This window comes from Stenotrophomonas maltophilia group sp. P373 (assembly GCF_053295075.1).
This window is the reverse complement of record NZ_CM129994.1, coordinates 3,872,866-3,896,805: the sequence shown is the minus strand read 5'-3', so window position 1 is coordinate 3,896,805 and position 23,940 is coordinate 3,872,866. Positions and strand designations below refer to the sequence as shown.

Here is a 23,940-nt window from a genome sequence, read left to right as displayed (position 1 = left end):
ATCCGGATAGGTTTTTGTTAAGATTTCGTTATAGCCTGCGGGTGACACACCATGATGCGGACTGGGCTGATGTTCAGGAACATTACCGCAGTCGTCGCGAAACTTACCGCATTCGATCGAATGCGGTAAGGAACCTTACCGCAGTTGCAGCGGGAACCAGGATTGGTGTGCAATCGATACCGTGGGCGAGATTCCGATCCGTTCCACTCAACGGCCGCAGGCCTGGACTCGGGAGGTCCAGTCACCTGCGGTTCGTCGTTTCTGGGCGGGTTGCTAGATGGGGGCGCATGCAAGCACCCAAGCACCGCCGCAGTTCGCGCGTTTCGGCCCGTCCCATTGGCTTAAGCCCTGCCGCTAACCTGAGAGCGCGCGCAGTGTTCAACCGCTTCACTCGCCTCAGTGTCCCAGCCCGAACCGTTAGCGGCGGCGTGGGCGCTCAGCGGAGCGAGCTCATCTATACAACCTAGCCAGGCACCGGGTCTGGCTGTGTACCGTGCTCCGCCTACGCGGCGGGGCTGAACCTGTGCAGGAACCGAAATGACGCAGATCACTCCCCAACAGGCTGGCGGCGTGAACGTCGTGGCCTTTCTCGACATGCTGGCCTGGTCCGAAGGGACGGACAACGGCAGGCAGCCCACGAACGACCGCGGCTACGACGTGCTGGTCGGTGGTGGCTTGTTTCGCGGCTACGCCGACCATCCTTGCGTGCTGGTGGACCTGCCGAAGCTCAGGATCCAGTCAACCGCAGCCGGCCGGTACCAGCTGCTGCGCCGCTACTACGACGCGTACAAGAAGACGCTCGGCCTCAAGGACTTTTCGCCATTGAGCCAGGATCTGATTGCGCTGCAGCAGATCCGTGAGCGCCGCGCGCTGCCGCTGATCCAGGCGGGCAAGATCCGGGAAGCCATCAAGGCGGTCAGCAACATCTGGGCCAGCCTGCCGGGCGCTGGTTACGGCCAGCACGAACACAAGATTGCCGACCTGTTGGCCGTGTACCGCAAGGCCGGCGGGACGGTGGTGCCGTGACTGAGCCCGTGAGCACACTGAAAACCATCGTCGGGACGTTCACCGCGGCTGTTGTGGCGCCGGCGACAGCCGACGCGCTGCGGGAGGCAGAACGGGTGATCCTCGGCGTACCGCAGTCGGTACTGCTGGTTGCCATGGCGGGAGCGCTGATCGGTGTCCTGCTGCTGCCGGAGAAGGACGCGGAGCGGGTGGCCGCTGACGCCAGCCGCCGGCGCGGTCATCGTCTTCTGCAGACCGCCGCGCGCTGGGCCGCCCTGGCTGTGGCCGTCGTGGCCTACGCGATCGTGGCCGCTTGGGTCATCGCCGTTGCCGCGTCCATCTGGCCGGCGCTGGCGGGCGCCCCGCAGCTGCCGCTGGCCGGCCTGTCCGGCGTCCTGATCCGCCGGCTGCTGCCGGGTTACGTGCGCATGGTGGAGCGAGCCACAGGCGCCATCGGAGGCGATAAGCCATGAGCGTACTGATTCGTTTCTTTCGCGCGCTGTGGACGCTGATCGTAGGCGCCGCTGCCGACGCGCTGCAGTGGCTGAGCAAGCCCGGCAGCAAGGTCAAGCTGGTGTGCGCGGTGCTGGCCTTCGGCTGCATGGTGTCCGGGCTGACTGCCTGGGAGAAGGAGCAGAAGATCCGCGACCTCAGCGCCCAGGTGATCAAGGTCCGGGCGGACTGGCAGGCCGATGCCGCTCGACTGCAGGCCGACGTGGACAGCCGCGATCAGCGTCTGGCCGAGGTCGCCGCCGCACTGAGGGCGGAAGCCGAGAAGCTGCAAGCCCTCCGGGACGAGAGTGCTGAGGCACTGCGGGCCTTGGCGGGAAAGGTCGAGGCTTCCGAGAAGAAGGCTTCCACCTGGCGCGGTCGCTATGAGCAACGGCCCGACACCTGCAAGGCAGCACTGGAGCTGCTCGATTCCGCCTGCCCGGCACTGAAGGGGTACTGACATGCGCGTCATCGTGGTTGTTACCGCTGCCCTTCTGGCCGCGTGCCAGGCAGCACCTACCAAGCCGAACCCGCCCCCGGCAGCCGTCATCACGGTTCCGGTGGCCACCTACGTACCGATCGACGCCCAGCTGCGGAAGCGCTGTAAGTGGGTGAAGGAGGCGGCGCCTTCGGCCGTGTTCGAAGTGAGCAACGGCCGAAAGCGTTGCCTGCTGCAGTACGAGGCGCAGCTCGACGTCATCGACCAGGTACAGGGGAAGCCGGCAGCGGACGGCACGGGCGGCGGCTGACGCCGTTTCACGCGCGCGTTTCACGGCGGGCGGGGGCCCCGGGGCTTATCCACACCAACCGGGGGGAATTCGGACCCCGGTCAAAGACAGTTTTTCGGCCTCTATGGTGCTCCACCACAGGGCACGGTTGTGGCGGGTTTTCCCGGGAGAAACCCAATTTTCATAGCTGAATAGGTTGCGCATCGGGTAGCACATGGCCGACATCCACGAATTCACCAAGGGCTGGTCCGTGGCCAGGCTGGCGGATGAGTTCGGAATGGACCGCCGAACGGCCAGCAAGCGGCTGAAGGAGGCCGGCGTCCCGCCGCTGACCAAGCGCGCTGGGCACGACGTCTATCGTCTGGCCGATGCAGCACCGGCGCTGGTGAACCCGGGTGCCGCGGCGTTCGGCGCGGAGGGCGTGGTCGATCCGCGCGACCTGCCGCCGATGGAGCGCCGCGCCTACTACCAGTCGGAGAACGAGCGCCTGAAGGTCGAGTCGACCATCGGTCAGCTGGTGCCGGCCGCAGAGGTCGAGGCCGACTACGCCGAGCTGGTGAAGAAGGTCGTGCAGTTCTTCGACACGCTGCCTGACGTGCTCGAGCGTAAGGCCGGGCTCACGCCGGAGCAGGTGGTCAAGGTGCAGGACGAGTGCGATCGCGTCCGGCAATCCATGTACGAGGGCATCACCGATGACGACGTACGCGACAGCGCGTAGCGTGCGCCAAGGCGTTGCCGAGATGATCCGGCCGCCGCGCCGCATTAGGGTGAGCGAGGGAGCGCGCGTGCTGCAGGTGGCCAATGCCGCCGGCGCCGCCGGATCTTGGGATCCGGACACGACGCCCTACATGGTCGAGCCGCTGGACACGACCGGTAGCCGCCACTACGAGGCGGTGGTGTTCGTAGGGCCGGCGCGGTCTGGCAAGACCATCTCGCTGATCGATGCGCGCTTGGCCTACCTGATCACCTGCAACCCGGCCGACGCCATGGTTGTGCAGATGTCTAAGGATGCGGCCGAGGACTACAGCAAGACCCGTATCGCCCGCAGCATCGCCGCCAGCCCGGAGCTGCGCTCCCGGCTAAGCCCGCGTGCCCACGACGACAACATCCTGCTGAAGTTCTTCCGGTCGGGAATGTCGCTGCGCATGGGCTGGCCGTCGGTGTCGGTGCTGTCGGGCAAGGACATCCACGACGTCCTGATGACGGACGTGGACAACTACACCGGCGACCTGACTATCGACGAGTGCTTCGGCCTTGGCCTGAAGCGCACGCAGACCTACATGTCCGCCGGCATGGTGGTGGCCGAATCGAGCCCGGCAACCGACTACGCCGACGGTGCGTGGAAGCCTCTGCACCCACACCAAGGCCCGCCGGCGGCCGGCATCGCTGCGCTGTACACGCGCGGCGACCGCCGACGCTGGTACTGGCCATGCCCGGAGTGCGGCGAGCGGTTTCAGGCAGCGCCAGGCTATGACGGCTTCGCGTTACCGCCGATGGAGGAACTGCTCGAACGGGTCGTGCTGGACGACGTGCATAAGATGGCGCGGCACTACTCGCTGCTGCACTGTCCGCACTGCGGTGTGGGCCTGCAGCACCGGTGGAAGGACGGGATGAACCGCAGCGGCGTGTGGGCTGCGGAGGGCCAGGTCGTGCACGCCGACGGAACGGTCACCGGTGAAAGGCCGGAAGCGCGCATCGCCAGCTACTGGCTGGGTGGTGTTGCAGCCGCCTACCAGTCCTGGGAATCGCTGATCGAGCGCTACTTCCAGGCGCTGCGGACGTTCGCCACCACCGGTGAAGAGCGGCCGCTGAAGACGACGCATAACGTCGACGGCGCGATCAACTACGTGCCGATGGCAGCGCGCTCTGCCAGTGATCCGAACGAGATGCAGGAGCGGGCCGAGGTCTGGCCTGCGGGTGCTGTGCCGGCGGGCGTGCGTTTCCTGCTCGGTGAGGTCGACGTCCAGGCCAACCGGTTCGTCGTGCTGGTGCTGGGCTTCGGCATCGGGGAATCCGGGCAACTGGAGCGCTGGGTGGTTGATTCCTTCACCCTGCGCACCTCCAAGCGGGAGGACGGTTCGGGCGGCTTCCTGCCACTGGACCCTCCGAAGTACCTGGAAGACTGGGAACGCCTGGTCGAAAAGGTCATCAGCCGGCGCTACCCGCTGGACGATGCCACCGGCCGCAGCATGCCGGTGCATGCGGTGGGTATCGACTGGGGCGGCAAGTCGGGCACCTCGGTGCGCGCGCTGGAGTTCTGGCGTTCGCTCAAGGCCAGGAAGCTGCACGCCAGGGTCAGGCTGATCAAGGGCGACGCGCGCCGCGAGGGTGGGCTGTTCCGGGAGACCTTTCCGGACAGCAGCAAGCGCCGGGACCGCAAATCAGGGTCGAAGGGCGATGTGCCGCAGCTGCTGCTCAACGTGGACCGACTGAAGGACACGGTGGACGCCAACATCAAGCGGGCCGAGCCCGGGCCGGGCTACTACCACTTTCCCGACTGGCTGCCCGAGACGTTCTACGCGGAGCTGACGGCCGAATCGAGGACGGCCCGAGGCTGGGAAAACTTGGCCAAGCGCCGCAACGAAGCCTTCGACCTGTGCGGCTATGCCGAGGGCATGGCGCTGTGGCTGAAGGTTCCGGCCATCAACTGGACCGCGCCGCCGGCATGGGCCGCGCCGTGGGACGACAACCCAGACGTGAGGGCAGACGACGTCGCGCCGGCGCCAACGCCGCGCACTCGAACCCGCCGCGTCATCCGAAGCAAGTACCTGGGACGCTGATATGGCATTTACCAAAGAACAGGTCGCGAAGCTGGAGGCAGCTATCTCGGCGGGCGTCCTGAGCGTCCGCTACGCCGACCGAACTGTGACCTACCAAAGCCTGGACTCGATGCGGCGGCTGCTGAAGCAGATGCGGGACGAGATTGGCCAAGCAGCAGGCGCGCCACGGCGTCGCCGCATCGTGCGCCTCTACCAGTCGGGGACCGGAAATGTCTGATATCGCCGAAGGCCCTTACCGCGCCGCCGGCAATGGCCGACGCCTGCGCACTTTCCGGCCGACCTCGCTCGGGCCCAATGCCGCATTGACGGGCCTGTCCACATTGCTGGCCCGGGCACGGCATCTGGCCCGCAATGACCCGTGGATGGTCAGTGCGCTCAACAAGAGCGTATCCAACGGCATCGCCACGGGCATCCAGGCAAAGCCAGTTTGGGGGTCGAAGGAGCACAAGAAGAAGCTCACCAAGCTGTGGACCCGCTGGGGCAAGTACGCTGATGCAGACGGCGTGCTGGGCTGGGAGGGCCTGCAGGCGCTGTCCTGGCGCGAGTGGAACGAAGCCGGAGAGGTGTTCGCCCGGCTCCGCTACCGGCGGCCCGAGGACGGCTTGCCGGTGCCGCTGCAGGTGCAGCTGATCGAATCGGAGCAGTGCCCGCAGCACTACAACGGCGTGGCCAGCAACGGAAACGCGATTCGACAAGGCATTGAGGTCGATCGCGTCGGGCGCCGTGTGGCCTACTGGATGTACCGGGAACATCCCGGGGATCTGCAGCAGACAGTCAACGGCAACGAGTTGGTGCGTGTGCCTGCGGAGCAGGTGCTGCACCTCTTCCGGCCGAGCCGCGCCGGTGCGATGCGGGGCGTACCACGCTCCGCTCCGGCTCTGCTGCGCATGTTCAACCTGGACCGCCTCGATGACGCTGTGCTGGAACGGCAGGCGCTGGCCAACCTGTTCGCAGGCTTCATCACATCAGATGCCAGCGTTGATGGCGACGAGGGCGATGCCGTCGGAGATCTGATCACCGGTGAGGACGCCGATGGGGCGGCCATCGGTGGCCTGGAACCCGGCACGCTGCAGGAGCTGCCACCGGGTCGGAAAATCGACTTCGCCAATCCGCCCAGTGCCGGCTCTGACTATGCGGAGTTCCTGCGTGGTCACCTGCTGGCGATCTGCGCCAGCCAGGACGTGCCCTACGAGGTGCTCACCGGCGACCTGCGCAACGTCTCCGACCGCGCGCTGCGCCTGATCCTCAACGAGTTCCGCCGTGTCATCGAGCAGGACCAGTGGCTCTACATGATCCCCATGTTCTGCCAGAAGGTTCGCGACGCCTTCATTGATCAGGCGGTGCTGGCTGGTCTGTTGAAGGTGCCACGGTATGCGGCCCTTCGCGACGACGTGACCGAAACCCTGTGGGTGCCCGAGGGTTGGCCGTGGAGCCACCCGGTGCAGGACGTGACGTCCGAACTCAAGGCTGTGCGGGCGGGCTTCAAATCACGCAGCAAGGTGGTGCTGGGCGCTGGCGAGGATCCCGAACAGGTCGACGCTGAGCAGGCGCTGGACAACGAGCGCGCAGACGCGGCCGGGCTTCGCTACGACAGCGACCCGAGGCGTACGAACGCCTCCGGTGCCCGGCAGGACGACAAACCCGGCGCCCCTGGCGCCAACAACGATGAAGGGAATGACGATGACGAGTAAGCCTGGCCTCTTGGCCCGAATGCTGGGTCGTGGCAGCCGTGCGCCTGTGGTGGCCTCGCTCGCGGCCGCGGTCCTCAATCAGCCGTTGCTGGTGCAGCCGACCATCGGCGAGGCACTGGTGGGCGGCTATCTTGAAGGGAAGGTCACCAGCGACGACAGCGCGCTGAAGGCCGACCGCTTCGAAGTGTCCGGCGCCGACGGGCAGCCGGTGGGCGTCGCCCAGAAACTGATCGGTGTGATCAACCTGTCCGGTGCAATGGTCAACCGGCCGATGCCCGGCGCCAGCGGCCCAGGTCCGGTGAGCTACGCCGCGGTGCGCGACTTCTTCGATGAACTGCTCAACGATGATGCGGTGACCTCCATCATCCTGCGGCTGGACACGCCGGGCGGCATGGCGTCCGGCTGCTTTGACCTGGTCGACCACATCTTCGAGGCGCGTGGCAGGAAGCCGATGTATGCACTGGTCGATGACCACGCGTACTCCGCCGGATTCGCCCTCGCTTCGGCGTGCGACGAGATCTGGGTCAGCCGCACCGGCGGCGTCGGGTCGGTGGGCGTGGTCCGCTTCCACCATGACTGGAGTGGCAACAACGCACAGATCGGCCTGAAGGTCACCCCGCTTTTCGCAGGTGCCCGCAAGGTCGACTTCAACCCCAACTTCCCCCTCAGCGAGGAAGCGCACGCAGAGGCAATGGCGGATCTGGAGGACATGTACACGCTGTTCGTCGATACCGTCGCGCGCAACCTCGACATGGAAGCCGAAGCGGTGCGCGCCACCGAGGCGGCCTGCTACCGCGGCCAGGCCGCTGTGGCGGTGGGTTTTGCTACCCGGCTCGGCACCTGGCACGACCTGATCGCGCACCTCGGCGCGGCCGAAGCGGCACCGCCGCCCGCGCCGGGCGGCCCGGATCCGGACGACGAGCCGGAGGCAGTGGCGACGCCGCCGGTGCCCGAGGCCGCACTCGCGCCGCCGGCAGCCGTCTTGGAGAACCCGGCAGCCGCGCTGGCTGCCGCGGTCGCTTCCAGCGATCTACCGCCGGCGCTCGCTGTGGCCTTGCTGCGTCGCCCGATGCCGCAGGGTGAGCAGGCGGCAAGCGCGATCGAGTACGCGACCGCAGTCCAGGATGCATGCGCGGCTGCACTGCGTGGCGATGACACGATCGCGGCCAGCTTCATAGAGAAGAACACCGACCTCGACACGGTGCGTGCACAGCTGTTGTCGATGAAGGCGGAAGAGGGCCGGAGTACTCAGGTCGTCACCGCACACCCGGCCTCCATGGCCGATCAACGAGCCGCCGAAATGAAGGCGCAGCTGAACCCCAACAACATCTACAAGAACCGAGGTAACTGACGATGGAAATCTCTCTGGCCGGCACCCGCACCGGCGAATTCCTGCTGTCCGAAGCAGGCGGCGAGCGCAGCCGCGAACTGATCCGTCTGCCGGCCGGGCAGGGCATCCTGTCCGCCGGCACCCTGCTCAAGGCCGACAATACCGTGGCCGCCAACGGTGCCGATGCAGTGAAGGTGCTCTACGGCCCGGTGGATACCGGTGCGAACGCTGGCGAGCTGCCGGTAAAGGGCGCAGCGATCGCACGCGATGCAGAGGTCTTTGGCGAAAAGCTGGTCTGGGCTGACAGCGTTACCGACGATCAGAAGTTGCTGGCCGCGCTGAGCCTGGCCGAGTCGGGAATCATCACCCGCTGGACCCAGCAGCCGATCGCGTCGAACGCAGCCGATCACCTGGTGTTCGCGTCCGAACCGCTGACCGGCACCGCCGGGGTTGCGCTGGGCCCGATCGTGGTACACGTCAAGGACGTCTTTGGTGCCCTGGTCACCGGCAGCACCGTCAGCGCCACTCTGGCCAAGGCCAGCGGCACCGGAAACCTGGCCGGCGGCGGCGCGAAGGCAGCAGTGGGCGGCGTCATCACCTGGGATGCCGCGACGCTGAGCGCCGCGGGCGACTACACCCTCAAGGTGACGGCCACCGACCTGGGCGAAGCCATCAGCGACACCATCACCATCGCAGCCGCTGCCGGCGGCTGACCGCCGAGCAGCTCCCTCTTCACCCGTTGACCCCTGGCCCCGCTTCGGCGGGGCCTTTTCGTATCCCCTTTCAAGAGAGACAACACCATGGATCTGCAGACCCTCCTGGCGCTGGGCGTGCTGAGCTTCGATGCCCTGAACGCCTACATCAACAACCTGCCGCGCATCTCCACCCGCCTCGCCGATATGCGCCTGTTCCAGGAACAGGGCCTGGTGGGCACCACCATCGTCAAGGTGGGCAGCAACGGGACCAAGCTTGTGCTGGTTCCGAACGCTCCGCGTGGTGCGCCCGGCCAGCCCAAGGGCCTGGAGCGCGGCAAGGTGAAGCTGCTGGAAACCACCCACCTGCCGCAGAACTCGACCGTCATGGCCGACCAGCTGCTGGGTGTCTATGACCCGACCGATCCGGAAGGCAACAATGTTGCCGCCGTGGTCAATGCGCTCCAGGTGGTACACAAGCGCGACCTGGACTTCACCATCGAGTACCACCGCATGGGCGCGCTGCAGGGCAAGCTGCTCGATGCCGATGGCTCCGTGATCATCGACTTCTACGAGGAGTTTGGGGTCAAGCAAGTAGTCGTCGGCATGGAGCTGAACAAGGATGACACCAAGGTCCGCGCCAAGTGCATCGCCATCAAGCGCGCGATCGAGGCCAAGCTGGGTGGCATCCCGTACACCGGCGTCCACGTGTTCTGCAGCGCCGGCTTCTTCGATGCCCTGACCGACCACCCGGAGGTGCAGAAGGCCTACGAGCGCTGGCAGGACGGTGCCGCCCTGCGCGATGACGTCCGCAAGGGCTTCGTGTTCGGCGATATCACCTTCGAAGAGCTGCAGGGCAATACCGGCGGCGATCTGGCCCTGGCCGATGGCGAGGCGATCGCGTTCCCGCTGGGTGTGCCGGACATGTTCCTGACCCGCTTCGCGCCGGCGGACTACCTGGAAACGGTGCGCGGCATCGGCCTGCCGTACTACACCAAGACCGCCCCGATGCGCATGAACAAGGGCATCCAGCTGGAAAGCCAGTCCAACCCGCTCAACCTCAACACCCGACCGGACGCGGTGATCCGCCTGAAGGCCGGCGCGAAGTAAGCCAACAGTGCCTGGCCCGCTCGGCGGGCCAGGCAGGAGGGTGTATGGCCCAGATCAGGATCGGGGTCGACCCCGACAACGTCTTCGGGCGACAGCTGACCGCGCTGGAGCATTCCCAGCTGCCCTACGCTGCATCGCAGGCCGCCAACAAGGTGGCCTACCAGATCCGCGAGCGCTGGAAGCGCCAGGCGCCCCGGGTGTTTGACCGGCCCACGCCGCTGACCGTCAACGCAGCGATGTACCGCAAGGCCACCAAGGCCCAGCCGTACGCCGAAATCTACGTCCGGGACGAGGCCTTCAAGGGCACGCCGCCGGCGAAGTACCTGCTTGCCGAGGTGGATGGTGGTCAGCGCCGCCGGAAGGGCTTCGAGCGGCTGCTGCAGAGCCGAGGCCTGCTGTCGCCGACGCAGTTTGCGGTGATGGGACGGGGCGCTCAGGCAAACCAGTACGGCAACGTTCCGGCCGGCCAGGTGACCAAGATCCTGTCGCAGCTGGGCGCCCAGCGGGACCGGTACCAGAACGAGACCAGTGTCAGCCGGAAGCGGCGACGGGGCAAAGGCAACAACCGTGATGGCGAGTACTTCGTGATCACCAAGCGCCGCGGCGTGCTGCGCCCGGGCATCTATGAGCGAATCGGACGCGGATCGGGTGTCCGATCCATCTTCATCTTCACCAACACCGCCGCCTACACGCCGCGCTACGACATCTTCGGCATGGCCGAGGACACCTGGAAGCGGCTGATGCCGTTCTTCCTGAAGCGCGAGCTGGAAAAGGCCATGGAAACCGCGAGGCCCCTGCCTTGAACCAGAAAGCCTTCATGCAGGCCTTCGACGCAGTCGCGTTCGATGCCTTCCGCGCAGCCGGCGTCGCCGATGCTGCCCACTACAAAGAACCGGGCGGCACGGTTGAGGTGCCGTGCACAGTGCTGCTGGACGAGGCCGTGGAGCAGTTCACGCCCGACGATGTGGCGCCCATCGCGACCATCGTTGATCGGGTGACGCTCCAGTTGGCCGAAATCAGCCCTCGCGCGGGCGGTGTGGTGCGGATTGAGGGCACTGGCCGCCGGCTCAAACTGGTCCAGAAGATCCACGCCGACGAATCGACGGCGGTGTGGGAGGTGGCCAATGTCTGATCGTGCCCCCGGCCCGCGGAAGCAGCTGCTGCAGGCGATGGGCAAGACGCTGCAGCTGATCAGCACCGACAACGGCTACCTGACCGATGCCGGTGCCGGTTGGACACTGGAGCCGAAGCCCGGTGATCAGGACACGCAGACTGTGCTGACGGCCGTGATCGAGAAGCAGCAGCGGGCGGAGAGCCCCTCGAAAGTCAACACGCACCGGCTTACCACCGTCAGCGTCATCGCCAAGGTTCCCACCGACACCGAGGGATACCAGCAGGCGCTGGACGACCTGGTGACCGATATCGAGGCGGCCATGGATAGCCGGTGCGTAGCCCGCAACTTCCCCGACGGCATCCAGGTGCCGGTGTACGTCGGGATGGAACCGCTGATGCCAGAGAAGGCCAGCGCCGGCTGGGTCGGCGTGCTGATCACCTACCAGACCCACATCCCCAAGAAATAACCCGCCGCACAGCGGCAACCCAACTGGAGAGCCATCATGGCCGAAGACTACAGCTACCTGGGCGCAGGAATCGTCCTGATCCGTGAGTGGAACACCGCTGATCCGTTCTTGGAGATCGGCAATATCTCAGCCTATACCGTGGCGCCGCAGACCAATACCATCGAGCTGGCCGACTACCAGAACCCCGGCGGCGGCACGGCCAACCGTGTCGATCGCGTGACCGGCTACAACCTCAATTACACGTTCCACGACTTCAACCCGGAGAACTTCGCCCGGGCAACTCGCGGCAAGGCCAGCAGCATCGCCGCGGGTACCGTCACCGATGAGCCAGTGCTGGCCGTGCCGGGCAGCTTCGCGCCACTGTCGCGCCTGGCCACGGAGGTGACCGCCGTGAAGCCAGCAACCGGAACCACCGCCTACGAGGCCGGGAAGGACTATCGTTTCGAGCGCGGCATGCTGTTCATCCCGGTAGGATCTGCGATTGCAGCACCGTCCGCGGTCGGCACCCCGAACATCAAGGTCACCTACAAGAACGCGGACCTGGGCCACGTTGAAGCTGCGGTCACCTCGCAGAAGTTCTACGAGATGCAGTTCTACGGTGCCAACGAGGCACGCGGCGGCAAGTTGGTCCGCCTGGTAGCGCACAAGGTGGCCGGCGGCGTCATCGAGAGCATGGGCCTGATCGGCAATGAGTTCGGCGCGGGAAGCGTGCCCGGCGCGCTGCTCAAGGACTCGTCGAAGGCCACGGGCAACGACAAGTCGGCTTACTTCTACTGGCAGCAGGAGAAGTAAGCCGTGGCCGATGATGACGTGATCGCCCCGCCGACGCGCACGGTTCTTGTACGCGGCGAGAAGGTGGTTGTGGGTCCCCTGCGCCTGGAACAGATCGGTCCGTTCATCACGGCCAGCCGCACCATCATCGCCCGAGTGGCGATGATGGCCGGTGTGGTCGAGGGCGCCGATCGTGCTGGCGTCGGTGCCATCCTGCTCGACCTGCTCGAGCAGGACAGCAACGAGATCGCCGCGGCTTTGGGGGTGGCAATCGGACGCGAGGCGGGATGGGTTGCGGGGGCAACGCTGGACGAGATCGCTGACTTGCTGGAGGCGGTTGTCGGGCTCAACAGGGATTTTTTCGCCCTCCGCCTGCGGCGGCTTCTGCTGCAGGCGAAGCTTCCGGCGGAAGAGAGTACGGCCTCGCCGACCTGATCCAGTACCTCATCGCCCACGGACACTCCCGCGCGGAGGTGATGACCTACACCCTGGCACAGCTGCGAGCCTTCACCGCCGCAGCTGCGCAGGTTGAGCGCGACCGCATCGCGGAATTCGCCGTGGCCACGCGCATGGCTATGGCCGCCCCGGCTGCCGACTGGCAGATGTACCTGGCTGCTCTGAGCGGCCAGGCCCCGGCACAGCAGCGACAAGGAATATCGAACGATGGCTGATCCTTCAGCAAATCTGCGCGTCCGCATCAGCGCGGACCTGGCCGACATTCGGCAGGGCTTGGGCGTGCTCACTCGCCAGCTGCGCGAGGTACGCACGGAGGCGGCCAGGCCGCTGCCGACGAAGAACAACATCACGGAGCTGGGGGTCTCTGCAGGGCAGACGGCGCAGGCGATGCGCCAGCTACCGGCGCAGTTCACCGACATCTTCACCAGCCTGCAGGGCGGCATGCCCTTCTTCACAGTGCTGGTGCAGCAGGGTGGCCAGATCAAGGACAGCTTCGGGGGTGTGGAGCCGGCATTGAAGGGGGTCTCGTCGGCGCTGCTGGGGATGGTGAATCCGTATACCGTGGCCGCGGCGGCTGTCGGATTGGTGGTCTACGCCTGGTATGACGCCGAGCAGCAGGCCCAGGCCTACACGAAGGCACTTGCCCTGTCGCGCAATGAGGCGGCCGCGACGACCCTGACGCTCGTCACCATGGCTCAGAAGACCAGCGACGCGCTGCAGGTTGCCGCCGGCGTTGGTGCCGAGGCGGCTCAGGCCGTCGGCTCGAACGGGAAGATTGCCGCGCAGAACCTTCAGGACGTAGCCAATGCGGCCGTGGCGATGAAGGAAATCAGCGGGCAGGCGCTCGATGAAACCATCGCCATGTACGCGAAGCTGGCGGAAGACCCGGTCAAAGGAATGCAGAAGCTCAACGAGCAGGTCAACTTCATGACCCTGGCGCTCTACGAGCAGGTGAAGGCGTTGCAGGAGCAGGGCCGGAATCAGGACGCCGTGACTGTGATCACCCGTGCAGCAGCGGATGAAACCGTCATGGCGCTCGCTCGGGTCCGCGCCAGCCAGAACCCGGTGATCCGGGGATTCAAGGACCTGTGGGTCGAGGCCACGAAGGCGTGGTCGGCGATGCAGGCGAGCGTGGGCCTCGGGCCGGCGGCAGCGCAAATGCAGCAACTTTTGGCTGAAAACCAGCAGGAACTGGAGAAGCTGAACAATCTGGCTAGTGGCACCCAGCGGGGCCTGCCGTTGGCCCGTAATCCCATTGCCCTGGCTGCGATGGAGAAGTCGATCAAGGACCGGTCGGAGAAGATCAAGGCGTTGGCCGTCGACCTGATCAAAGAGCGAAAGGATGCAGAAGTAAAGGCTGCGCAGGACGCCAGCGCGGACTACGTGCAGCAGCAGGACGCGATCATCGAGGCCCAGGCCACGAAGGAGCAGAAGAAGAAGAGGGAAATTGCCCAGATCAACGGTCAGGCCGAGGTCGTCCGGCGTAAAGCTGAAGCGGCCGGGCTCGTGGACGAGGTTCGTGCCATCGAGGAACGCCGCGCCGCAGCCGTCGCCGCTATCGAGAAGAAGTATGCAGAGAAGCCGAAGGCATCCAGCGGATCGGCTTCGAGGGCGGCAGGACTGCAGGGCTACAAAGACGATCTGCTGGCAGAGCAGGCGCAGATCAATGCCGCTACCCAGATGCTGCGTGCTCAGTACTCGGCGCGAGAAATCACGGCGGGCGAGTATTACGGTCGAATGCGGGAGCTCGTTCAGAAGGGGACTGACGCGCAGGCGAAATCGTTGGAGCGGCAGATTGCCTTCCTCCAGCGACAGGCGGTGACGGGAAAAGAAGCCATCGGCGTGAACCGACAGGTCGGGGATCTAGAAGCACGGCTCGCTAAGGTCCGCACCGAGGGGGCCGGCGCTCTGCAGGTTCTGGCGACAGAGGAAGCGGCCGCAGTTAAAACGCGCCTGAATGCTATCGCGGCGTATGGAAACGCCTTGGACGCGAGCAATCAAGCACTACAGCGACAGCTCTCAACGCAGGCCCAGCGCGTTGGGATGGGTGATCGTGAGTACGAGATCCAGCAGCGCATCAATGACGCCTACGCCGACCAAGCGGACAAGCTTCGAGAACTCCAGCTGCAGTTGAACGCGGGGCAAATCGATCAGGAAACATTCGAGTCTGAGAGAGCGCAGCTGCTGTCGAAGACGCTCGATCGCCTGCAGATGATTCGAGACGGCTACGACGAGCTGCAGCAGGCCGAGGGAAGCTGGCTGGCAGGCGCCACCGCTGCCTGGGCGAACTACCAGCAGGAGGCCGGCAATGCCGCGCGGCAGATGGGCGACGTGGTCGGAAGCGCCATCGGTGGCTTCGAAGACGCGTGGGTCAAGTTCACCACGACCGGGAAGCTGAGCTTCTCCGACCTCACCAAGTCGGTCCTGGCAGATCTGGCGCGCATCGCCGCGCGGCAGGCGGCAATGGGAATCGTGAACATGTTCGCCAGTGCCTGGGGTGGCGGTGTCACCGCTGCGGGCAACCAGGCGGTCACCTCCGGCACCAGCAGCATCAATAACCAGCTGTTCCAGAACATGAGGGGCGGCTACTCCACCGGCGGATACACGGGTGACGGTGGTGTTCATCAGCCGGCCGGGGTGGTCCATAAGGGCGAGGTGGTCTGGTCGCAGAGGGATGTGGCGCGCGCGGGTGGCGTTGAGGTGGTCGAGGCGATGCGCAAAGGGCTGAAGGGCTATGACTCGGGCGGAGCTGTGGCTACTCCGGTCGGTTCCGGAATGGCCGCCGGCGCGATCAATGTTCGCGTGATGAACGCGCCAGCGGGCACCACCGCCAGCGCGTCTCGCAACAGTCAGGGCGGCTTCGACATTGAGGTTCTGCTGGGCCAGGTCGACAGCTACATCGGTGGCCAGGTCGCCAGTGGTCAGGGATCAACGTATGCAGCAATGGGGAGCCGATTCGGCTTAAAGGACTCGGTGTGATGACAGCATTACCTTCAGTGGCACGTGTCATGTTCGAAGGGCAAAAACGAACCTTCGATCCCTCAGTTCTGAGGACCGAAATGGAACGCGGTGCGCCCAAGCAGCGCTTGGAGAACAGCCAGGTGCTGATCAAGCAGGCCATGACGCTCTACTTCGCCAGCATCGCGGACGTGAACACCTTCGATGCCTGGTACTTCGGCGAGATCAAGCGCATTGGGTGGTTCACCCTTGTGCACCCCTACACGGGGGAAGTCATCACCGCGCGCTTCGAGAACGGTGCCCTCGGCGACCTGGTGCCCGAAGAAAAGCTGCCCGAGGACTACAGGATGGATGTGGTCGTGGAGTACATGCGATGAGCAGTTTCACTGAACGTAAGCAGCGCATGACCGACACCAGTGGGACGCTGCTGTTCCTGTCCATCACCTCGCCGTCGCTTCCGGGTCCGCTGCGCATCGTCAACGACACCCAGGACTGGGTAAGCCAGGGCATTCCCTACATGGGCGTGCCCTTTGGCTTCAAATTGCCCGATGACACCCGCGGTCAGTCCCCGCGTGCCCAGCTGGTGCTGGATAACGTCGGGCGCGGCATCTCCGAGGACCTAGAGGCGCTGGGGCCGAACGAGCTGATGATGGCGCGGCTGATGGTGTCGGATCGCGCAGACCCCAACCTGTACGAGCGGGATTACTACCTGCCGATCATCAGCGTGTCGGTGGCCGGCGCCACCGCCACCGCTCAATGCGGTGTCGACTACCTGATGCGGCAGCAGGCCGTACGCCTGCGCGCCAACCCGTTCACGCTACCGGGAATCTTCTGATGCGGCTGGCAGACGTAGAAGCCTTGGTGGGCGTGCCGTACTGCGAGCACACGTGCGATTGCGCCGATTTCGTGGTGCTGGTCCAACGACAACTGTTCGGGCGCGCCGTTCAGCTCCCCAACGGCCGCCCGAGAGGCGTGGTGGGCCAAGCCGCCATCGGCGAGCTGTCGAGGCCGTATGGGACCGCGGTGGCCGTGCCGACGGACGGTGACCTGGTGCTGATGGTCGAGCACGGGCAGAAGCGCGCCGGCCACGCCGGCGTCTACTTCCACCTGGCCCATGAGGGGTGGGTGCTGCATTCCAACGAAAAGAACGGCTGCAGCGTGCTGCACCGCGTTCGTGACCTGCCGGAGTTCGGCTTGAGGATTGAGGGTTACTACAGATGGGCCTGATCAAGGACGCTCCGCTGATCATCACACCGCACCCGGTGACGCTGGAGGGCCAGCGTACCCTGGCGGCGCAGTTGCAGGAGGGGGAGCGGCTGGGCGGCTTCCTGGCACGCGTGGTGCCTGACTACTCCAGCGACCTGTGGGAGGTGCGCATCAATGGGGTGGTCGTGCCGCATGAGGTCATGGACCGCGTGCGCCCGAAGGACGGAACGGTGATCGAGGTTCGAGGCGTGGTCAAGAAGACCGCGCTGATGATCGTTGCGCTGATCGCCCTGACCGTCTTCACCATGGGTGTCGGTACAGCCATCGTGGCCGCCGGCTACAGCGCAGCCGTCGCCGGCCTGGCGCAGGGCGCGATCTACGCCGCAGGGGCGCTGCTGATCCAGAAAGTGCTGGGGCCCAAGCGGCCCAAGCCCAGCGCCAGCGATGCCAGCCCGGTGTACACCATCGGCGCGGCCCGGAATCAGCCGCGCCCGTACCAGCCCCTGCCGCTGCTGCTGGGCGGGCCATTGCGCATCGCGCCGGACGTGGCCAGCAACCCCTATACCTGGTATGAGGCCGACGACCAGTACCTTGCCATGACCCTGACGGCGGGCATCAATGTGGGGCGCGTGGAGGCCCTGTACAACGGCGATGCGCTGTTGTCGTCCTTCGAGGGCGTCACGGTGTGGCACGACGGCTTTTCCGAGATGCCCAGCGAGGACATCCCGCTCTACAGCAATGCCGACACGATCAACGGCGGCGCGCTGGAGGCGGAGAAGGGCCAGGCCAGCCCGTGGGTGCAGCGCACCAGCAGCCCGAACACGATCCGCCTGAAGGTGGACGTGGACTTCATGCTGTTCGACACGACCAGCAAGGGCAAGCCGAAGGACAACCGCGAGACGATTGAGATCCAGTACCGCGCCGTCGGCATCGCCAACTGGAGCTTCTTCGGGTCCTATTCGATCGTCAGCCGGTCGCAGAAGCAGCAGCGCCGCAGCTACTCCCGAGACGTACCGGAGGGGCAGTACGAAGTGCGGGTCCGCATTGCCGGCCACAACACTGACGGCAGCGGCGCCACCAGCGACTTCACCTGGTCCACCCTGACCAGCATCCAGAAGGACACCGCCGACTACGCTGGTCTGGCCCGAATCGGCATCCGGATCAAGGCAACCGGGCAGCTCAACGGCCAGCCGGACGAGATCCGCTGCGTCGCCTACGCCGAGCCGGCACCGGTCTGGGCGGAGGCGGGGTGGGCGACGAAGGAGACCAACAACCCGGGCGCACTGATCCTGGCCTATGCCCGCGGCTTCAGGGACGAGCACGGCAAGCTGATCGCCGGCATCGGCCTGGACGACGTCCAGATCGATATCGAGGCACTGAAGGCCTTCATGCTGTTCTGCCAGGCCAACGGCTACGGCTACTCGAACTACATCAAGGACGTCCGCAACCACGACGACGTGCTCAACGCCGTCGCGCTGGCCGGGTTCGGCCAGATCACCTGGGCCGGCGGCCGCCTGTCGGTGGTGTGGGCCGGGTCGGAGCAGCCGCTGTCCGGCGTGGTCAACATGGCCACCATCAAGAAGGGGCAATTCCAGGTTGACTACACCCTGGCCAACGCCGCCGACGGGATCGAGTACAGCTACTACGACGCCACCGATTGGACGACCAAGACCCTGCGCGTGGCCGCGCCCGGCGTAACCACCATGCTTAACCCGGCCACGGTGGAGGGCGAGGGCATCACCAACGAGGCTCACGCCGCGCGGATGGCTCGCTACCACCTGGCGCAGTCCCTCTACCAGTACAAGGACATCACCTACAGCACGGACATCGAGCACCTGAGCTATCGTCGCCTGTCCCTGCTGGCCCTGCAGCACGACCTGACGCAGTGGGGCGCCGGCGGCCGGATCGTTTCGGCCACCGCGGCCAACGGCGTTGTCACGCTGCGGCTGGACGAGGCGGTCCAGGCACCGACCAACGGCAACGCCTGGATCGGCCTGCGCATCCCCGGCGAACGGGTGTACCGCGTGTTCGGCGTGCAGCCGTTCACCGGCACCAGCGACACCATCCGCCTGACCGGTTCCTGGCCAGGCGATGCGCCGCTGCCTGGCGACACACTGGATAACCCGGCTCACGACACCATCTGGATCTACGACTTCAAGCAGACGCCGGGGTACCGGGTCCGCGTGGTCGGCATCGAGCCCGAGAGCGACCTGAAAGGCGCCAAGGTGTCCGTGGTGCCCGAACCGCCGGAGTTCTGGAACTACGTGCTCACCGGCGAATACGTCCCGCCGATCAATACCAATCCGATCACCAGCCGCCCGATTGCCAGCGGCCTGGCCATCACTGAGCAGCAGGTGGTGCAGGGCGATACGGTGTTCACCGAGCTGACCGTCACCTTCGAGATCAGCGGCCCGGTCGGCAACATCGTTGTGCTGGCCGCGGGCAGCGACGGTGTGCTCTCCGAGGTGGCCCAGACCACCACCCGTACGGCCACCTGGCGCATCAGCCATGCGGACCAGTACACCGTGGTGGTCCGACCGTTCAGCCCCGACGGCCGGGCCGGCGTCGCAGCGTCGGTGACCTACATCACGGCCGGTGCGGATGTCCCGCCGCGCCTGGTGGACTTCTTCGACGTGGACGAGCTGTCCGGCGGCGTGCGCATGTACACCTGGGGCTTCCTGGCCAACAGCATCCAGTCGCCAGACTTTGCCGGCGTCGAGATCCGGTACATGCAGGGTGCGGTGCTGCGACCGGAATGGGAGCAGATGATCCCGATCGGGGGCAGCGGCTACCACGCAGTGCCCTTCGAAGCCGTTGTACCGGAGTCGGGCGACTGGACTTTCGCCTGCCGGAGTGTGAACACGTCGGGGGAGTTGTCCACCGAGGCCCGTGTCATTACCAAGAAGCTCGGCGCCAACCTCGGCCAGGTGATCGACAAGACCATTCAGGAGCTCATCGACGCGCAGCAGCGCATCGACCAGGAGAAGATCGAGCGGTTCAACGAGGATGCCCGTGTCGCGAGTGAAGCCGCGGCCGACGCAACAAAGAAGGCCAACGACGCGATGGCGGCGGCCATTGCGCACGCCGATGCCATCGGAGCGATCGTCGCGGATCTGACCGAGGCCGACGAATGGGAGGCTGGGAAGACCTACCCGGTGGGCGACTTCACCCGGCACGACGGGAAGCTGTACCGGGCGCTGCGCGAGAACACCGACGCCGAGCCTGGTGCCTCCCCGGATGATTGGCAGCTGGTGGGCAACTTCTCTGGCGTGGGCGAGGCGTTGGCTGCGTCGATCGACATGGCCTACCAGAACGCTTCGGACCTGGCGGCCGAGGTCGGCCGCATCAACGCCATCGTCGCGCGTATGCCGGCCGGTGACGGCAAGGTAGCGTCGGTCGAGGCGGTCGACGCGGTCAGCGGCCGGGTGGAGGAAACCGAAGAGGGCCTGCGCGCGGTCGGAGATCGCACATCGTCGCTGGAAGCGCAGATCACGTACAAGCACGCTGGTGACCGCGATTGGAACGCGGGTGATCGGAACGTCTACGCCGGCGTGCGCACCTGGCAGTCGGTCATCGTCCAGGGTGATCGGGCGGTGGCCAGGACCGTCGATTCGCTCAACGTCGAGCTGGGCGCCTTCAAGGCCAGTGCCACGAAGTCCATCGAACTGATCGCAACCGAGCAGGCCAGCCAAGCTGAACAGATCGAGCACGTGGGCGCAGAGCTGGAGGGCAAGGCATCATCCGACTACGTGGAGCGCATTGACGCCCGCGTGGCCGTCACCGAGAACGGCATCGAGGCCGTCACGGGCCAGCTTGCGTCGGTGAAGGCGGAGGTGTCCGGCAAGGCCAGCGCCGAAGTGGTCCAGGGCATGGAGGCCCGCGTCGTGCAGAACGAGAACGGCCTGACCCAGGTGTTGGCCCGGGCGTTCCTGAACGTCATCGCCAACAGCGGTGCCGGACCGCTGATCGGCGGCATGGTCATCGACAACAACGGCCAGGTCATCAACACCCGTTTCGCCAGCAATACGTTCGAGGTCATCTCGCCCGGGGCCAGCGAGGGCATGGAGTGGCGCGACGGCTTCCTGCGCGTCTGGAAGGGGGCCGCCCAACGCATCATCGGTACCAACTTCGGCGCTGCCGGCGACAACCTGGTTGACTACTTCGGGCCGAACGTCGGCGCCGGGGCCGCGGCGAAGTCCAACGCGGTCATGTGGATGGACGCCAACGGCAGTGCCTACTTCGGTGGCCAGCTGTCGGCGGGCATCCTGCGTAACGCGGTCCAGACGACGACCACGCAGACAGTCGGCGTGGAGCTGGTCAACGGCCCGTTCGCCACCAATGGCCGCGTGCGGAGCGTCACTGTCAGCTTCTCCCGCCGGCACATCCGGACCAAGACCACCTATGGCAGCGACGGCTTTGTCGCGGGCGCGGGCCAGAACACGGCGCGTGTGGAGGTCTACCGCCGGGTGGGGGAGGGTGCTGAATCGCTTTGGCAGGTACTGAACGTCAGCGGTTCGGTGATGATCCTCAACGAGCAGGACGGCCCGGACAACGCCACGTCCACCTGGGGTGGGTCATTCACCGTGAACGACACCAGCACCAGTGCGCAGACGATGACCTACCGCGCGGTTATCACCAGCTTCACCGAGCAGACCGTGACGCACACCTCCGGTTCCTTCCAGCAGCAGTCCATCACGCAGAGCCTGTCGATCATCTCGGTCGAGAACTGAAACCGCACAAGGCGCGGGCCGGCATGTCCGGCCCGCTTTTTGCCGTGGGCGATCAACAGCAGAGAACACACATGCCTCAGAAACTCATCGATCAAACCACCATCCAGCCGGATGGCCGCCCAGGCGACGACGCGTTCACCGCCTTTGCAACCTGCAACGACAACTTCGCGGATGCCGAGGGACGCCTTTCGGCATTGGAAGGTGGGTCATCGAACATCGGCCAGGACGTGGCCGACCTGAAAACGGGCTTGCAGCAGGAGACACTGCTGCGCACGGGCGCAGATACCGCGCTTTCGCAGGCTGTCGCAGCGGAAGTGACCGCACGCCAGAACGCCGACACTGCGCTCGGTGCACGCTTCATCGGAAAGAACCGGCTCATCAACGGTTCGATGCGCTGGTGGCAGCGCGGGACCAACTTCACTGCGCCGGGCTACTCCGTCGACCGTTGGTACTTCAACGCGGGCGGCGTGGCAACGCCGAGCTTGTCACGGAACACGGTAACGCCAGGTGCATTCGATACCGAATGTATCTATCTTGCCAAAATCACATACGGTGCTGTGACTGATGCTGCAAACCATTACGTTGTGCTTGAACAACGAATGGAGAATGTGACCACGCTCGCGGGTCGAACGGTAACCGTGAGTTTGAAGGTGTTCAACAGTGGCGCGGCAGGCCGACAGATTGCCATCGAATTTGGTCAAAGCTTCGGTGCTGGCGGAAGTGTGCAGGTTTCGGGGATCGGTGCTGCGAAGTACAGCCTCGCAGCTGGAATCAATACGGTCACTCATACCGTGCAGATTCCGTCTATCAGCGGTAAGACTGTGGGTGCCAACAGTTCTCTGATTCTGACTCTTTGGGCAACAGGCGGAAGCAACTTTAACGCTCGCAACGCATCGCTTGGTGCGCAAGCTGGTGATGTGCATTTCACGCAGGTGCAGGTCGAAGAAGGTTCTTCAGCAAGCGCTTTCGAGTACCGACCTGATGGACTGGAATTGACTCTCTGCCAGCGCTTCTATTGCAAGTCATTCCCCGTAGGCACCACCCCCGCCGTTGCGCTTGCGGCAGCGACAGCACAAGGGGCGACCGCGTGGAGCGGCTCAGATGTACGTACAGGCACAGTCCATTTCCCGGTCGAAATGCGCGCCACCCCTGCGTTGCTGCTCTACACCAGCAATGACGCAAATTCGCAGGGTAATGGCGCGGCTTTGTGGAACGGCGCAGTGTGGAATTCTAACGCCTCTTGGAGCTTTGACAGCGCTTCAAGTAGGGGGTTTGCGGTGAATGGCGTATTTGGTTCGGGTTTGACTGTAAACGGGTCATACCTGACGCGTTTCAATTGGACTGCAGACGCGGAGATTTAATCATGTACCAGCTTACCGATGATCCGGACGTCATTCGCTGCGTCGAAACCGGTGCTTTCATCCCGCGCGGGCACTACCTGTGGCCGACCGAATGGCTGGAACAGAACACACCGCTGCCGGCGTCATCGCCCGGCCTGGGCTTCGAGCTGCACACGCCCGCGCACTACCGCTACATCCGTGACCAGGCGTTCGCGTGGATGCGCGCCGAGGCGGTAGAGCGCGGTTACGACGGCATCGAGTCGTGCGCCAGTTACTACAACAGCGGCGTGGCCCGATATCGCGCGGAGGCGCGGGCGATGGTGGCCTGGCGCGATGCTGTGAACCAGGCGCTGGAGCAGCTGGTGCTGGCGCCGCCGCACGGCATCGAGACCTGGGAGCAGGTGCGCGCGCTGTTGCCGCAGCCGGAGACGTTCGCCTGGCCGGAGAAGGCGGAGCTGCCGCTGGATGGACTGGCACCGCAGCCCGTGACTTGATCCTTATGCGGCGGCAACGGCGCTTGCGGCGAGATGGCATCCATGTGCTATTCCGCCCAGATCACCCCCGCCTCCCTTAGGACGGCCATGGCCATCGTTGAATAGACCGGCTATCGAGACACGGGGGCGGGTTTGGCGTAAGGAGGTGGGCTTTGCCAGATGGTGGATCCGAGTATTGTGGAGGATACTCAAACCAACTGTGAGCAAAAGGATCAACCGTTGAGCGCTTCCATGCTTCCGAGAATTGTCGGTTTCGATGTGCCGCAGCTGCATGAGCGCGTCGATTCCTCCACTGATGAGGCCATCATTGCGTTGTTGGATCTTGCGCCAGGAGCCCGCTGGACTGAACTCTTCGTGAGGAAGTGCGAGGCGCTGGCGTCTCAGCTCTCCTTGGCAGAAGTCCGGGTTGAAGGCTCCAGGATCTATTTTTACGGGTCAATCAGCGACTCAAGAGCGCTCGCCGATGCGGTCATGTCCATCGTTCACGTGCTGAATGATCAACTCATGCGAGAAGGAAACGACGCAGCCTCGCGGGAAGAAAACTCCTAGGAGCAAGAGAGGCGCGACCAGCATTGAC

General features: G+C 65.2%; 25 protein-coding genes. All 25 read left to right on the top strand.

All coding sequences use genetic code 11. From position 1 onward, the window contains the following. Positions 1 to 537 precede the first annotated feature (537 nt). The 25 genes from ACSYHF_RS17970 to ACSYHF_RS17850 all read left to right on the top strand — a co-directional run bounded on the left by ACSYHF_RS17970 (position 538) and on the right by ACSYHF_RS17850 (position 23,912). The gene (locus ACSYHF_RS17970; protein ID WP_447575886.1) at positions 538 to 1,026 is read left to right on the top strand and encodes a glycoside hydrolase family 24 protein; all 489 of its coding nucleotides are present in this window, start codon (positions 538 to 540) and stop codon (positions 1,024 to 1,026) included. Positions 1,027 to 1,034: 8 nt separating this feature from the next. Next, positions 1,035 to 1,478, top strand: coding sequence for a hypothetical protein (locus ACSYHF_RS17965; protein WP_223224762.1), 444 nt, complete (start codon positions 1,035 to 1,037; stop codon positions 1,476 to 1,478). Then, positions 1,475 to 1,957: a hypothetical protein gene (locus tag ACSYHF_RS17960; RefSeq protein ID WP_447575885.1), complete on the top strand. Its 483-nt coding sequence runs from the start codon at positions 1,475 to 1,477 to the stop codon at positions 1,955 to 1,957. The genes ACSYHF_RS17965 and ACSYHF_RS17960 overlap by 4 nt, the downstream gene beginning before the upstream one ends. 1 nt (position 1,958) lies before the next feature. Then, positions 1,959 to 2,246, top strand: a complete 288-nt coding sequence (locus ACSYHF_RS17955; protein WP_447575884.1) for a hypothetical protein — start codon at positions 1,959 to 1,961, stop codon at positions 2,244 to 2,246. Positions 2,247 to 2,502: 256 nt separating this feature from the next. Beyond that, on the top strand, positions 2,503 to 2,943 hold the full coding sequence (locus ACSYHF_RS17950) for a DUF1441 family protein (protein WP_231352322.1): 441 nt from the start codon (positions 2,503 to 2,505) through the stop codon (positions 2,941 to 2,943). Positions 2,944 to 2,965: 22 nt separating this feature from the next. Then, on the top strand, positions 2,966 to 5,005 hold the full coding sequence (locus tag ACSYHF_RS17945) for a terminase gpA endonuclease subunit (RefSeq protein ID WP_447575883.1): 2,040 nt from the start codon (positions 2,966 to 2,968) through the stop codon (positions 5,003 to 5,005). A gap of 1 nt (position 5,006) precedes the next feature. Next, entirely contained in the window at positions 5,007 to 5,222 is a 216-nt protein-coding gene (locus ACSYHF_RS17940) for a phage head-tail joining protein (protein WP_447575882.1), read from the top strand. After that, complete coding sequence (locus ACSYHF_RS17935) at positions 5,215 to 6,696, top strand: phage portal protein (protein ID WP_447575881.1); 1,482 nt, start codon at positions 5,215 to 5,217, stop codon at positions 6,694 to 6,696. The genes ACSYHF_RS17940 and ACSYHF_RS17935 overlap by 8 nt, the downstream gene beginning before the upstream one ends. Then, entirely contained in the window at positions 6,626 to 8,047 is a 1,422-nt protein-coding gene (locus tag ACSYHF_RS17930; protein WP_447575880.1) for a S49 family peptidase, read from the top strand. Before ACSYHF_RS17935 ends, ACSYHF_RS17930 begins: the two co-directional genes overlap by 71 nt. Before the next feature lie 2 nt (positions 8,048 to 8,049). After that, positions 8,050 to 8,739, top strand: a complete 690-nt coding sequence (locus tag ACSYHF_RS17925) for a head decoration protein (protein WP_447575879.1) — start codon at positions 8,050 to 8,052, stop codon at positions 8,737 to 8,739. An 87-nt stretch (positions 8,740 to 8,826) separates the two neighbouring features. Beyond that, positions 8,827 to 9,828, top strand: a complete 1,002-nt coding sequence (locus ACSYHF_RS17920) for a major capsid protein (protein WP_447575878.1) — start codon at positions 8,827 to 8,829, stop codon at positions 9,826 to 9,828. Between the two features lie 44 nt (positions 9,829 to 9,872). Continuing rightward, a complete protein-coding gene (locus ACSYHF_RS17915; RefSeq protein WP_447575877.1) occupies positions 9,873 to 10,631 on the top strand; it encodes a hypothetical protein in 759 nt (252 codons plus the stop codon). Further along, positions 10,628 to 10,960 (top strand): head-tail joining protein, encoded by a 333-nt coding sequence (locus ACSYHF_RS17910; RefSeq protein ID WP_447575876.1) that lies wholly within the window; start codon positions 10,628 to 10,630, stop codon positions 10,958 to 10,960. The genes ACSYHF_RS17915 and ACSYHF_RS17910 overlap by 4 nt, the downstream gene beginning before the upstream one ends. Continuing rightward, complete coding sequence (locus tag ACSYHF_RS17905) at positions 10,953 to 11,408, top strand: hypothetical protein (RefSeq protein ID WP_447575875.1); 456 nt, start codon at positions 10,953 to 10,955, stop codon at positions 11,406 to 11,408. Before ACSYHF_RS17910 ends, ACSYHF_RS17905 begins: the two co-directional genes overlap by 8 nt. Positions 11,409 to 11,444: 36 nt before the next feature. Next, positions 11,445 to 12,200 carry a phage tail tube protein gene (locus ACSYHF_RS17900; RefSeq protein ID WP_087786502.1) on the top strand — a complete coding sequence of 252 codons (756 nt, stop codon included), beginning with the start codon at positions 11,445 to 11,447 and terminating at the stop codon, positions 12,198 to 12,200. 3 nt (positions 12,201 to 12,203) lie between these two features. Further along, positions 12,204 to 12,614 carry a hypothetical protein gene (locus ACSYHF_RS17895; protein WP_447575874.1) on the top strand — a complete coding sequence of 137 codons (411 nt, stop codon included), beginning with the start codon at positions 12,204 to 12,206 and terminating at the stop codon, positions 12,612 to 12,614. A gap of 41 nt (positions 12,615 to 12,655) precedes the next feature. Continuing rightward, positions 12,656 to 12,850 carry a hypothetical protein gene (locus ACSYHF_RS17890; protein WP_447575873.1) on the top strand — a complete coding sequence of 65 codons (195 nt, stop codon included), beginning with the start codon at positions 12,656 to 12,658 and terminating at the stop codon, positions 12,848 to 12,850. After that, a complete protein-coding gene (locus tag ACSYHF_RS17885; protein ID WP_447575872.1) occupies positions 12,843 to 15,614 on the top strand; it encodes a phage tail tape measure protein in 2,772 nt (923 codons plus the stop codon). Before ACSYHF_RS17890 ends, ACSYHF_RS17885 begins: the two co-directional genes overlap by 8 nt. After that, a complete protein-coding gene (locus ACSYHF_RS17880; RefSeq protein ID WP_064239303.1) occupies positions 15,614 to 15,970 on the top strand; it encodes a hypothetical protein in 357 nt (118 codons plus the stop codon). Before ACSYHF_RS17885 ends, ACSYHF_RS17880 begins: the two co-directional genes overlap by 1 nt. Continuing rightward, positions 15,967 to 16,428 carry a DUF1833 family protein gene (locus ACSYHF_RS17875; protein WP_180885077.1) on the top strand — a complete coding sequence of 154 codons (462 nt, stop codon included), beginning with the start codon at positions 15,967 to 15,969 and terminating at the stop codon, positions 16,426 to 16,428. The genes ACSYHF_RS17880 and ACSYHF_RS17875 overlap by 4 nt, the downstream gene beginning before the upstream one ends. Continuing rightward, positions 16,428 to 16,820 (top strand): hypothetical protein, encoded by a 393-nt coding sequence (locus ACSYHF_RS17870; RefSeq protein ID WP_064239301.1) that lies wholly within the window; start codon positions 16,428 to 16,430, stop codon positions 16,818 to 16,820. Before ACSYHF_RS17875 ends, ACSYHF_RS17870 begins: the two co-directional genes overlap by 1 nt. Then, positions 16,811 to 21,529 (top strand): host specificity factor TipJ family phage tail protein, encoded by a 4,719-nt coding sequence (locus tag ACSYHF_RS17865; protein WP_447575871.1) that lies wholly within the window; start codon positions 16,811 to 16,813, stop codon positions 21,527 to 21,529. The genes ACSYHF_RS17870 and ACSYHF_RS17865 overlap by 10 nt, the downstream gene beginning before the upstream one ends. Before the next feature lie 23 nt (positions 21,530 to 21,552). Next, positions 21,553 to 22,890, top strand: coding sequence for a hypothetical protein (locus ACSYHF_RS17860; protein ID WP_447575870.1), 1,338 nt, complete (start codon positions 21,553 to 21,555; stop codon positions 22,888 to 22,890). A gap of 2 nt (positions 22,891 to 22,892) precedes the next feature. Beyond that, positions 22,893 to 23,363, top strand: a complete 471-nt coding sequence (locus tag ACSYHF_RS17855) for a hypothetical protein (RefSeq protein WP_447575869.1) — start codon at positions 22,893 to 22,895, stop codon at positions 23,361 to 23,363. A gap of 219 nt (positions 23,364 to 23,582) precedes the next feature. Then, positions 23,583 to 23,912, top strand: a complete 330-nt coding sequence (locus tag ACSYHF_RS17850) for a hypothetical protein (RefSeq protein ID WP_231109344.1) — start codon at positions 23,583 to 23,585, stop codon at positions 23,910 to 23,912. Positions 23,913 to 23,940 lie beyond the last annotated feature (28 nt).